Origin of the sequence: Guyparkeria sp., from assembly GCF_046545975.1 — a bacterium.
In the GTDB taxonomy this organism is placed as follows: Bacteria; Pseudomonadota; Gammaproteobacteria; order Halothiobacillales; family Halothiobacillaceae; genus Guyparkeria.
In genome coordinates this window covers 1-12,032 of record NZ_JBKGYT010000053.1, presented here as the reverse complement: position 1 = coordinate 12,032, position 12,032 = coordinate 1, and the positions used below count along the sequence as shown (strand labels likewise).

Annotated in this window: 10 protein-coding genes; 6 read left to right on the top strand and 4 right to left on the bottom strand. The window is 68.8% G+C overall.

The genetic code is table 11. The annotated features are described in order from the left end of the window. Both ACLFMY_RS06325 and ACLFMY_RS06320 read right to left on the bottom strand, forming a co-directional pair. On the bottom strand, positions 1-2,455 hold a 2,455-nt coding region (locus ACLFMY_RS06325), incomplete at its 3' end, for a YbcC family protein (protein WP_410763757.1). 43 nt (positions 2,456-2,498) lie between these two features. Further along, complete coding sequence (locus tag ACLFMY_RS06320) at positions 2,499-4,160, bottom strand: proton-conducting transporter membrane subunit (RefSeq protein WP_410763756.1); 1,662 nt, start codon at positions 4,158-4,160, stop codon at positions 2,499-2,501. 423 nt (positions 4,161-4,583) lie between these two features. On the opposite strand from ACLFMY_RS06320, the gene ACLFMY_RS06315 reads away from it, so the two are divergent. The 3 genes from ACLFMY_RS06315 to ACLFMY_RS06305 all read left to right on the top strand — a co-directional run bounded on the left by ACLFMY_RS06315 (position 4,584) and on the right by ACLFMY_RS06305 (position 6,855). Then, a complete protein-coding gene (locus ACLFMY_RS06315; protein WP_410763755.1) occupies positions 4,584-5,534 on the top strand; it encodes a LysR substrate-binding domain-containing protein in 951 nt (316 codons plus the stop codon). A 140-nt stretch (positions 5,535-5,674) separates the two neighbouring features. Next, positions 5,675-6,289, top strand: coding sequence for a BMC domain-containing protein (locus tag ACLFMY_RS06310; RefSeq protein WP_410763754.1), 615 nt, complete (start codon positions 5,675-5,677; stop codon positions 6,287-6,289). A 14-nt stretch (positions 6,290-6,303) separates the two neighbouring features. After that, a complete protein-coding gene (locus ACLFMY_RS06305; protein ID WP_410763753.1) occupies positions 6,304-6,855 on the top strand; it encodes an NUDIX hydrolase in 552 nt (183 codons plus the stop codon). Between the two features lie 121 nt (positions 6,856-6,976). Here ACLFMY_RS06305 and argF read toward each other — a convergent pair whose 3' ends face one another. Then, positions 6,977-7,903 carry an ornithine carbamoyltransferase gene (argF, locus tag ACLFMY_RS06300; RefSeq protein WP_410763752.1) on the bottom strand — a complete coding sequence of 309 codons (927 nt, stop codon included), beginning with the start codon at positions 7,901-7,903 and terminating at the stop codon, positions 6,977-6,979. Between the two features lie 49 nt (positions 7,904-7,952). Next, positions 7,953-9,140: an acetylornithine transaminase gene (locus ACLFMY_RS06295; RefSeq protein WP_410763751.1), complete on the bottom strand. Its 1,188-nt coding sequence runs from the start codon at positions 9,138-9,140 to the stop codon at positions 7,953-7,955. Between the two features lie 264 nt (positions 9,141-9,404). Between ACLFMY_RS06295 and ACLFMY_RS06290 the strand changes: the two genes are divergently transcribed. The 3 genes from ACLFMY_RS06290 to ACLFMY_RS06280 form a co-directional block, all read left to right on the top strand. Beyond that, positions 9,405-10,742, top strand: a complete 1,338-nt coding sequence (locus ACLFMY_RS06290; RefSeq protein ID WP_410763750.1) for a TRZ/ATZ family hydrolase — start codon at positions 9,405-9,407, stop codon at positions 10,740-10,742. Positions 10,743-10,759: 17 nt separating this feature from the next. Beyond that, complete coding sequence (ubiG, locus tag ACLFMY_RS06285; protein ID WP_410763758.1) at positions 10,760-11,500, top strand: bifunctional 2-polyprenyl-6-hydroxyphenol methylase/3-demethylubiquinol 3-O-methyltransferase UbiG; 741 nt, start codon at positions 10,760-10,762, stop codon at positions 11,498-11,500. After that, positions 11,500-12,032: HAD-IA family hydrolase (locus ACLFMY_RS06280; protein ID WP_410763749.1), on the top strand; the 533-nt coding region annotated here is incomplete at its 3' end. The genes ubiG and ACLFMY_RS06280, both read left to right, overlap by 1 nt.

The following is a 12,032-nucleotide window of genomic DNA, read 5'->3' as shown; positions in this document are numbered from 1 at the left end:
GGCGCTCGACGTCGCCCGCGTCGGTGATCCGCAGCAGGGTGAGCCAGCGGTTGCCGACCAGGTGCTGCAGGGTCTCGTTGCCGGCAATGATCCGGTCGATCGCCTCGGCCGGTGCCTCGACGAAGGCCGACAGGCGCAGCGGCTCGTGGCGCCAGTTCTCGCCGTCGTGAAGCGACTGCATCGACAGGCCCACCCGCAGGTCGCCGCCGTTGCCCTCGAGAACCCCGACCAGCCCGCCGACGACGTTGTGCAGCACCTTGTTGCCCGACCCCTGGCGCTCGTTGTCCACGGTGGAACCGTAGTACTGCAGGTTGATCCAGCTGGCCACCACCAGCGGCGCGGTCAGGATCAGCTCGAGCACGCCGAAGCCCTCGTCCTGGCGCCAGTCGTAGTCGTGCAGGAACGACCGGCCGGCGAGATCCAGGCCGCGGGTGCGTTCGCGTGGTGCGGCGATGAAGGCGGCGTTGCCGGCCAGGCCCCACTCCGGGCGCACCTCGGACCAGTCCCGACCACGGTGGGTGACCGCCTTGCGCGCGGCCTCGCGATCGGCCGGGCTGTCGGACAGATCTTCGCGCAGCGTGACCAGCCGCTCCAGGCGGGTGAGATCACCGGCCTGGACCAGCGCCTGGCGCAACTCGTCGAGCTTTGCCGGGTCGACCGCCCCCTCGTCGAGGTCGAGCAGGTCGACCTCGTCGGTGGTGGTGTCGTGCAGCGCGGCGACAAAGCGCGTGTCCGCGGGGATCTCGATGCCGCGCTCAATCAGCCCCGCGCGGATCGCCGGGTCGTTGAGCAGGTCGGCGGCCACCCGGGCGCTGACCTCGCCGGTCTGCCCGGCGCAGGCGCCGCAGTCCAGTCCCGCGCGGTGCGGGTTGTTGGTCGTGGTGCTGCCGTGGCCGGCCAGCAGCACGATCGGGGCGATCTCCCCGGTCAGGCCCAACCCGCGCAGAATGCCCTCGGCCATGCCCACGCGCGCCTCGAGGTCGCCCTCGGCGGACAGCGACGGGTGGATCCGCGCGCGCTCCTCGTCGGTCAGCCCGGCCTGGTCCGGCGGCGGGGCCGGGGTGTGCCAGCCGAGCGTGTCGCCGATCAGCTTCGGGATGTAGGTCAGCCCGGCCGACTCGACGAAGGTGAAGCAGGAGGCCGCCGAGAGCTTGAACTGCTTCCACGACAGGCCATTGCCGATGCGCTGTTCACGTCGCTCGGCGAGTGCCCGGCCCGCCTCGTCACCGCCCTCGACGCGGTCGGCAACCGTCACGCCGGGGTTGAGCAGCACCGGCGTGTGCGTGCGGCACTGCGACTCGCCCAGGCGGCTGTAGGCCAGCGGCACGCCGAAGAAGCCGGCAAAGCCGATGGTCTGCGCGCCGGGAAAGCTCGTCTCGAGGTGGCGACGGAAGACCTCCGAGCGCACGTCGATGCAGAACGCCGCCTGCATCGGCGGGCGGGCCGTGTCCGCACGGTGCTCCCCGTTGGTCGCCCGGAAGTGCCGGATCACCGGGCTGCGGAAGGCGATCTCCGTGGCCGTGAGCATGACCTCGTCGATGACCGCCTCGTTCTCGGCGGTGGCGATCGCCTCGTGGTGGCGCTCGATCTCGCGCTGCCAGTCGCGCCGGATCGCGGCACTGTCGGTGGACTTGAGCGCGAGCGCCTCCCAGACCAGGCGCACGGCCAGCAGGTCGGTCAGCTCCTCGCTGGTCCCCCCATTGAGCTCGGCGTTCCACAGGCGGTAGCGGCAGTAGGACGCCCAGCCGTTGATCGACTTGAGCGCGGCGAACAGGTAGTCGGCGTGCACCGACTCGGGCAGCCGCAGGGTCTCGATCGCCCAGGCGATCGCTTCGATCGGGTCGCTGGGTACCTCGCGCAGGTAGCGGCGAGCCTGGCCCAGCCCGGCCGCCTGGGCGCTGCGATCGATCAGCGTGTACTCCCGCCAGGCACGATAGAGCGACTCGCTCTCGTCGGGCGCACTCCAGATGGCCTGGCCGCGGTCGAAATGGGCGGCGAGAAAGTGGCTGATCTGGTCGACGACGAAGATCGAGATCGGCGCCGCGCCGGGGCGGTCGAGCTTCTCGACCAGCATGGGCACCGGGGTACTCGTCGTGCGGGGGGATTCGAGGGCGCTGATGACCGTATCGACGGCCACCGGGTTGCCGAGCTGCTCGACGGCGCGCTCGATGTGCTCGCGGGTCAGACGCCCGTCGCGCCACCGGGCCGCATACCAGTCGTGGTCCATGAAGGTGCGTTCGCCCGCGATCGCGCCGAGGTAGCCGCTGGCCCGGCTGAACGACTGATCGATCAGGCCGAGATAGGGGTTGACCGCGACGAACGAGTCCAGCGGCCAGAGCGGGGCGATCTTGCGACCGGCGGCGTCCGCCAGTTGGCGAACCCGCTCGAGATCGAGGCGTTCGGGCGGCTGGGCCGCCTGGGCGTTCTGGTGTCGTGCTTGCGTTGCCTGCGTCATGGCAGTGTCCTCCCGGTGTCGACCGGCGCTCAAGGAGTCGGAATCAGGATTGGGTGGTGGCCTGCGCTCGCGCCTTGATGGCGCCGTGGCGTGACCGGTGTTGCCCCACCTTGTCGGGCCAGAGGCGATGCGCGGCGCGTTCGACCAGCAGGTCGACATAGAGCCCGTTGTAGAGATGCACGAACAGTCCCTTGCGGCCCGAGCCGTTGAAGTGTTCGCGCCCCGGCCCCTGCAGCCAGGCAAGGAACAGGAAGCTGATCGTGGTCAGCGCCAGCATCAGGCCGTAGGCCGGCGTCAGGGCGTCCGGAATCGCCGCGACGGTCGGGCCGAACAGGGTCACGAACGCCTCGTGCAGGGCGAAGTAGACCGCGGCCATGATCGCGGCCAGCCCCGCGGCACGGGCGATGCCGGCAGCCCCCGGGGCAACCATGATCGCCTTGAGCACCAGTTGGGCCACCGCCAGGGCGACGATCGCGACCAGGGCGATCAGCGCCGGCTCGTGGCTCACCGACAGCCCCAGCACGGCGGCCAGTGCCGCGGTCAGTGCGAGGCTTGCGGCGATCGACACCGCCCAGGTGCCGAAGCCTACCCGGCGGCGCGCGGCCGGCTTGGGCTGACGCAGCTGGTCGGGAATGCTGCCGGCGGCGAGGAAGGCATGCGCCTTGTAGAGCGAGTGGCCGACGAGGTGCAGCAGCGCCAGGGCGAACAGGCCCAGGCCCAACTCGAGCAGCATGAAGCCGAGCTGGCCGGTGGTGGACCAGGCCAGCGAGGACTTCACCGCCGTCTGCGTGAGCATCACCAGCGAGGCGATCACCAGCGTGACCAGCCCCATGATGGCGAGCAGGAACAGTGCGCTGCCCTGAATGGCGAGGAACTCGCTGGTGCGCAGCACGATGATCGCCCCGCTGTAGACGATGCCCGCGTGCATCAGCGCCGAGACCGGGGTGGGCGCCTCCATCACTTGCAGGAGCCAGCCGTGGAACGGGAACTGGGCGCTCTTGAGGATCGCGGCGAGCACGATCAGGAACGCCGCGGCGTGCATGCCGAACGGCATGCCGTCCTGGGCGTGGGCCCACTCGGCGATCGCGTCGAACTGCAGGCTGCCGACCTGGTGACCGATCAGGACGGTGGCGCCGACCAGGCAGGCATCGGCACTGCGGCTGAACAGGGATTTCTTGTGCGTGGCCATGACCGCGCGCGGGCGGTCCGGGTAGAACAGCAACAGCTTGTGCAGGGAAAAGCCGGTCAGGATGATCGCCAGCGCGAACAGCGCGAGGTTGGCGGCGATCACGACCAGCAGGAAGAAGCCGGCGGTCAGCGCGAGCAGGCGGAAGAAGCGGGCCTGCCGGGGGTCGCCGTCCAGGTACTTCTCGCTGTAGCGGGCGATCAGGGTGACGACGAATGCCACGAGGACCGCCAGGACCAGGGTGAGCTGGTCGACCTGCACCGAGAGTGCGAGCGCGCCGATGCCGCCCGGCAGGGGGAGCGCGGCCGCCGTGAGATGGTGCTGGCTGCCCGCCAGGTAGGCCAGCACGGCCGCAATGGCGAGAGCAAGGGCGCCGATTGCCGCCCAACGCACCCGCTGGCGATAACGGCGGGCCACTTCGACGCCCCCGGACGTGGACGGCAATGCCGCCACCAGCAGGAGTAGCGGCATGAGCAGGAGCAAGGCTCCGGCGATCGGCCAGGTGGTTTGCATGTCCATGGTTGGTCCCCCTCCGGTGACGCGGGTTGACCGGAACCGCGATGCCGCGGTCCCGTCAGCAAGAGGCAAGGTAGTGATGGCGGCTGGCCGGAACCAATACGAATTACCGAAGGCACCCATTGACATTAGTCTATGCAACCGGGGAAAAGCCCTGATCTGATGAAACCGAGGGCGCCGGGAACCGGCTCCATGGTCGCCGTGGCGACGTTTGACCGCGTCATGGGCCGGATTCGATGGAAGAAGGCGTACCCCTCCATGAATAGATTCGGATCTATGCGAGGGCGTGGAAATTCCAATGCATGCCTTGCCGGTTGGCGTTGCATCGGTCGCCGGCATCTGGCGCGAAATGCAAAGAGATATCGATATCCATTGGTCAGTCGCATAGAATTTGCTCTATGCAACAAGGGTGGAACGGAGAACGACATGCCGGATGACGGACGACAGGCCGAGGCGCGCTACCTGCTCAGGCATGCGACATTGAGGCAGATCGAGATCGTGGAGGCGGTCGCCCGCCTGGGCAGCTTCACGCGGGCGGCCGAGGAACTGTTCCTGACCCAGCCGACCGTGTCCGCGCAGGTGAAAAGCCTCTCGGAAACGGTGGGCATGCCGCTGTTCGAGCAGATCGGCCGCAAGATCTTCCTCACCGACGCCGGCAACCTGGTCGCCCGCGGCTGCCGCGACGTGATCGACGCGCTGTCGAACCTCGAGATGTCGCTCAACGACCTAAAGGGACTGAAGAAGGGTCGGCTGCGCCTGTCGGTGATCACCACCGCCAAGTACTTCGCCCCGCTGGCGATGGGGGATTTCGCCAAGCAGTACCCCGACATCGAGATGGAACTGAAGGTCTCCAACCGCGACACGCTGCTCAAGCGCATCGAGGACAACCTGTCGGATCTCTACATCATCGGCCACGTGCCCGACAGCGGGATCGATCTCGAGCTGATCCCCTTCGCGCCCAACCCGCTGGTGGTGATCGCCCACCGGGACCACCCGCTGGCGCGCGAGCGCAATATCCCCATCGAGCGCATCGCCGAGGAGCCGTTCATCATGCGCGAGCCGGGTTCCGGCATCCGGCACAAGGTCGAGGAACACTTCGCCCAGCACGGGCTCAAGCTCCGGCAACGCCTGGTGCTGGAAGGCAACGAGTCGATCAAGCACGCCGTGGTCGGCCAACTGGGCATCTCGGTGGTCTCCGAGCATGCGCTCAACCTCGAGAGCGAGGCCGGTCCGCTGGTCAAGCTCGACGTCGAGGGATTCCCGCTGGAGCGCTACTGGAACATCGTCTACCCTCGCGGCAAGGCGCTTTCCGTCATCGCCCGCGAGTTTCTCGCCTTTCTCAAGGAGCACGGCGGGGACTACCTCAGGATCGGCTGAACCGTGGCGGCTGGCCGAGGGCGGAAACCATATGGCAGCCATAAGGGATCGCAATGCTTCCCGGCACTTGCTGATGGTAGACTCGCGAATTCCCGAGGTTACCTGATACTTCAACGGCGCTTCGCCAAGGCCCGCCCCGCATGATCGAACTCCGGACATACGTCTTCATCGACTCGCTTCAGCCCCAGGTGGCTGAGTACATGGCGACGGTGTCCCAGGGTTTCCTGCCGATTCCGGGTGACGCCTGCCTGTGGGTGGAAGTCTCGCCGGGCATGGCCGTCCACCGCCTGACCGACATCGCGCTCAAGTCATCCCGGGTCCGACTGGCCCAGCAGGTGGTCGAGCGCGCCTTCGGCTCGATGGTCATCCACCACCGGGTCCAGAGCGACGTGGTCCAGGCCGGCGAGACCATTCTCGACTACCTGCGCCAGGAGCAGACCGCCAGGCAGCCGTGCGAGATCGCCTGGCAGGAGATCATCACCGGCATGACGCCGGACCACACGGTCCTGATCAACCGCCAGAACCGTCGCGGCAACATGATCCTGCCCGACCAGGCCATGTTCATCCTTGAGGTCGAACCGGCCGGCTACATCGTCTACGCGGCCAACCAGGCCGAGAAGGCCGCCAACATCTCGCTGATCGACGTGCGCGCCGTGGGCAAGTACGGGCGCCTGACCATCGCCGGCCGCGAGGGCGACGTCGAAGAGGCCGCCCGCGCCGCCATCGCCGCGGTCAAGAACCCGGCGTACACCTAGGAGCGTATCGCGCCATGCATCGCTGCGACCTGCTCGACCAACTCGCCCGCTACCGGACACGCCACCTGGACGAGGCGGCCTTCGTCCAGCGCGCGCGGCAGTTCGTCGCCGCCCACCCGGACACCTTCTACCGAGACCATCTGCCGGCGCACGTCTCGGCCTCCACCTGGGTGGTCAACCCGGCCCGCACCGCGGTGCTGCTGATGCACCACCGCAAGCTCGATTGCTGGCTCCAGCCCGGCGGGCATGCCGACGGCGCCACCGACATGCGTGCGGTGGCCCTCAAGGAGTGCGCCGAGGAGACGGGTGTCGCCCCCGAGCACATCCGGCTGGTCGGCGAGGGGATCTTCGACGTCGACATCCACTCCACCCAGGAGCCCCACCCGGACGCCCAGCCCCACGAGCACATCGACATCCGCTACCTCGTCGAGATCGACGACCGCCTCCCCGTGCCCGGCAACGAGGAATCCTTCGCCCTGCGCTGGATCCCCCTGCCCCTGGTCGCGCGCTACAACAACAGCCGCTCCACCCTGCGCATGGTCGACAAGACCCGGCGCATGCGCTGAGCGGCCCGGCGCCCGCCTTCAATCCGCCGCGCCTCGGCCGGCATTCGGCACCTGAACGCAAAAACGGCGCGGTGGAAGCCGCGCCGTCTCGTCATGGGCCCGTCGCCCACCGTGCCACGGCTCAGCCCGAGCTGCCGGGAAACTCGCCGAGGATCAGGAACTCCACCAGCGCCTGCTGGGTATACATGCGGGCCTCGGCCTCGTCCCAGACCACGCTGCTCGGCCCGTCGATGACGCTGGCCGACACTTCCTCGCCCCGGTGGGCCGGCAGGCAGTGCATGAACAGCGCATCGCCCTTCGCCCGGGCCATGATCTCGTCGTTGATCTGGTAGTTCTGGAAGTCGCGCAGCCGGCGCAGGCGCTCCTCCTCCTGCCCCATCGAGGCCCAGACGTCGGTGACCACGAGATCCGCGCCCTCGACCGCCGCATCGGCGCTCTCGACCAGGCGCACGTGATCGCCGGCCGCCTCGACCACCTCGGTCGCCGGCTCGTAGCCGCTCGGCGCGGCCACGGTCAGCTCGAAGCCGAACACCCGGGCGGCGTTGATGTACGAATGGCACATGTTGAAGCCGTCACCGACCCAGGCGACCCGCTTGCCGGCGATCGAGCCGCGATGGCGCTGGTAGGTGTACACGTCGGCCAGCAACTGGCAGGGGTGATTGAGGTCGGTCAGCGCGTTGATCACCGGCACGCGGCTGTTGGCGGCGAAGGTCTCGACCATGCCGTGGTCGTTGGCGCGGATCATGATCGCGTCGACCATCCGCGACATGACGCGCGCAGAATCCTCGATCGGCTCGCCGCGGCCGAGCTGCGTGTCGCGCGGCGACAGGAAGATCGCCGAGCCGCCGAGCTGGGCCATGCCCGACTCGAACGACAGGCGCGTCCGGGTGGAGGCCTTCTCGAAGATCATGCCCAGCACGCGCCGCTCGAGCGTGCCGGGACGCTCGCCGCGTTCGCGGGCGGCCTGGATCTGGCCGGCGCGCTCGAACAGGGCGCGATACTCGTCGGTGGTGAGATCGAACAGGCTGAGGAAGTGACGTGTCGACATGGGTCTCGCTTTCCATTGGCGGCCGGGCCCGGCAGGGCCGTGGCCGGTTTTATTCGGCGGGCTCGGTCGTGTCGAGCCAGTTTCGAACCAGTGCGACGAGGCGATCGGCGATCAGGTCGGCCTGCGAGGCACTCAGGATCAACGGCGGCAACAGGCGGATCACCGACCCGGCCGTCACGTTGATGAGCAGGTTCTCGGACAGGGCCCGGCCCACCAGCTCCCCGCAGGGGCGGTCGAGCTCGATGCCCACCATCAGGCCGCGGCCGCGCACGTCGCGGCAGGCCGGCAGGTCGGCCAGTCCCGCCGAGATGCGCTCGACCAGCTGACGGCCCAGCGACTCGGCCCGCGCGACCAGGCCGTCGCGCTCGATCACGTCGAGCACGGTGCAGGCGACCCGGCACACCAGCGGGTTGCCGCCGAAGGTCGAGCCGTGGCTGCCCGGCCCGAACAGCTCGGTCGCCCGGCCCGCGGTCAGGCAGGCACCGATGGGCACGCCGTTGCCCAGCCCCTTGGCCAGGGTCATCACGTCCGGGAGCACATCCTCGTGCTGGAACCCGAACCAGCGACCGGTGCGGCCGATGCCGGTCTGCACCTCGTCGACCATCATCAGCCAGTCGTGCCGGTCGCAGATCTCGCGCACGGCGGCGAGATAGCCCTCGGGGGCCGGACGGACGCCGCCCTCGCCCTGCACCGGTTCGAGCAGGACGGCGACGATCTCCTCGTCGGCAGCCGCCCGCCTCAGGGCCTCGGCATCACCGAACGGCAGGCGGACGAAGCCGTCGAGCAACGGCTCGAAGCCCTTCTGGATGGCGGCGTTGCCGGTGGCGGCGAGCGCGGCCAGGGTGCGGCCGTGGAAGCTGTGCTCCATCACCGCGATCTTCGGGTTGGCGACCTCGCGGCGGCGACCGTGCAGGCGGGCGAGCTTGATGGCCGCCTCGTTGGCCTCCGTGCCGGAATTGGCGAAGAACACCTTCTCCATGCCCGACAGCGCGGCGAGCCGCTCGCCGAGGCGCTCCTGCCAGGGAATGCCGTAGAGGTTCGAGGTATGGATGAGCGTCTTGGCCTGGTCGCAGATCGCCTCGGCGATGTCCGGCTGGGCATGACCGAGGCCGGTCACCGCGATGCCGCTGATGGCATCGAGATACTGCATGCCGGCCTCGTCCCACAGGTAGGGGCCTTCCCCCCGGACGAAACACACCGGCTGGCGATTGTAGGTTGGCAACAGAAACTCGCTCACGGCAATCCTCGACGATCCCATTCCGACGTTTGGAATGTGTCAAAACCAAAAAGCGCGCTCCCCTGCCGACGAGCGCGTCTATTCGTATCATTGATTTCGTGCCGGGGCCGAACGATGCGGACCCCGTCCGGCCAGCAGGCCGGGAATGCAAGCGCTTGAGCTTAGCACGTTTTCCGCCCGCCCCGTAGTCCCGGGCGGGAGATCCCTGCCGTGCTAGTCTTGCGCTGTTTTCCAACCCCTTCAAAACCCGGGTTCGCACCGACCATGACCGCCGACCGCCCGCACCTCCAGATCCTCGCCCCCCGCTGGCTCGTCCCCGTCGCCCCGCAAGACGTCGTGCTCGAGGAGCATGCGGTGGTGGTCCGCGACGGCGAGATCGAGGCGATCCTCCCCCGCGACCAGGCGCGCGCCCGCCTCGGTGCCGGGGACTGGATCGACCTGCCCGAGCACGCGCTCATCCCGGGTCTGGTCAACGGACATACCCACGCGGCGATGAGCCTGATGCGCGGCATGGCCGACGACCTGCCGCTGATAACCTGGCTCGAGAATCACATCTGGCCGGTAGAGGGGCAGATGCTGGGCATGGATTTCGTCCGCGACGGCAGCATGCTCGCGATGCTGGAGATGATCCGGGGCGGCACGACGTGTCTGGCCGACATGTACTTCTTCCCCGAGGCCGCCATCGAGGCGGTCGTCGAGTCCGGGATGCGCGGGGTGTTCGGCATCGTGGTGATCGACGCCCCCAACCCCTGGTCCGCCGACCCCGAGGAGGCGCTGGCCAAGGGCATCGACCTGATCGACACCTGGCGCCGCCACCCGCGCGTCGACTTCGCCCTGGCCCCGCACGCGCCCTACACCGTCGGCGATGCGGCGCTGACCCGGGTCCGCACCATCGGCGACCAGCTCGACCTGCCGATACACATGCACGTCCACGAGACGGCCCACGAGGTCGATCAGGCCGTCGCCGAGACCGGGGAGCGCCCACTCGCCCGCCTCGATCGCCTCGGCCTGCTCAACGAGCACCTGGTCGCCGTGCACATGACGCAGCTGACGGACGCGGAGATTGAGCGCCTGGTGCAGACGGGCACCCACGTACTGCACTCGCCGCAGTCGAACCTCAAGCTCGCCTCCGGCTTCTGCCCGGTGGCCCGCCTGCTGGAGGCCGGGGTGAACGTCGGGCTGGGCACGGACGGGGCGGCGAGCAACAACGACCTGGACATGTTCGACGAGATGCGCACCGCCGCGCTGGTCGGCAAGTACGTTCACGGCGATGCCTCGGCGGTCACCGCCCACCAGGCGCTGCACATGGCCACCCTCGGCGGGGCCCGGGCCTTCGGGCTCGACGACCGCGTCGGCTCGATCGAGCCCGGCAAGCGCGCCGACCTGGTGGCCGTCAACCTCGACGAGCCGGAGACCCAGCCGGTCTTCGACCCGGTATCCACCCTGATCTACAGCGCCTCGCGCCGGCAGGTGAGCGACGTCTGGATCGACGGCAAGGCGCTGCTTCGCCACGGCCGGTTGCGCCACCTGGATGCCCGGGCCATCATCGAGCGAGCGAAGGCCTGGCGCGCCCCGATCCTAGAGATCAGGAACGCCCTTTAATGGAGTTCCCAACCGCCATGTCACCGAAGAACCGCTCCACGACATCGCAGGACACCACGGCCTCCAGCGCCTCGCCCGAGGAACTGGCGCACTTCAACCAGCTTGCCCGGCAATGGTGGGACAGCGACGGTCCGTTCGCCTCGCTGCACGCCATCAACCCGCTGCGCATGGCCTTCATCGAAGAGCACAGCGACCCGGGCGACCAGGCGGTGCTGGACGTCGGCTGCGGGGGCGGGATTCTCGCCGAGTCACTGGCGCGCAGCGGGGCGAAGGTCACGGCGCTGGATCTCGCCGAGGACGTGATCGAGGTGGCCCGCGAGCACGCCCCGGAGTACCTGGACATCGACTACCGCGTCGCGGACGTGACCCGCTTCGCCCCGGAGCACGACGGGGAGTTCGACGTGGTCACCTGCATGGAGATGCTCGAGCACGTCGACGAGCCGCAGTCGATCATCGACGCGCTGGCCACGGCGGTGCGACCCGGGGGTCACGTCTTCCTGTCCACGCTCAACCGCAACGCCAAGTCCTGGCTGCTCGGCATCGTGGCCGCCGAGTACGTCCTGGGCATGGTGCCGAAGGGCACGCACGACCATGGGCACTTCATCCGGCCCGGAGAGCTGGCGCGCATGGGCCGCCGGGCCGGCTTGCGCCCGATCGCCTCGACGGGCATCGTCTACAACCCGCTGACCCGGGAGTTCTCGCTCAACGACCGGGATCTCGACGTCAACTACCTGATGGCCTTCGTCAAGGAATCCTGATGCCATTGACCGTGCCGAAAGCCATTCTGTTCGACCTCGACGGCACCCTGCTCGACACGGCGCCGGACATGGCCGCGTCACTCAACCGCCTGCGCGTGGAGGAAGGACTCGAGCCGATGCCGCCCGCTCAGATCCGTCCCCACGTCTCGAACGGCGCGCGCGGCCTGCTGGCCATCGGGCTGGACATCACGCCCGACCACGAGGCCTACCAGGCGCTGCGCGATCGCTTCCTGGCCCTGTACGCGGAGAACCTCGCGGTCCACACGCGGCTGTTCCCGGGCCTGGACCGGCTGGTGGAGGAACTCGATGCCCGCCTACTGCCCTGGGGCGTGGTGACCAACAAGCCCGGGGGGCTCACACGCCGGCTCCTCGAGGCACTGGCCCTGCGGCCGGCGGTCGTGGTGTGCGGCGACGACCTCAACCGCGCCAAGCCGCATCCCGACCCGCTGCTGTACGCCGCCGGCAAGCTGCGACTGGCGCCGGACAGCATCTGGTACATCGGCGACCACGAGCGTGACATCGTCGCCGGGAA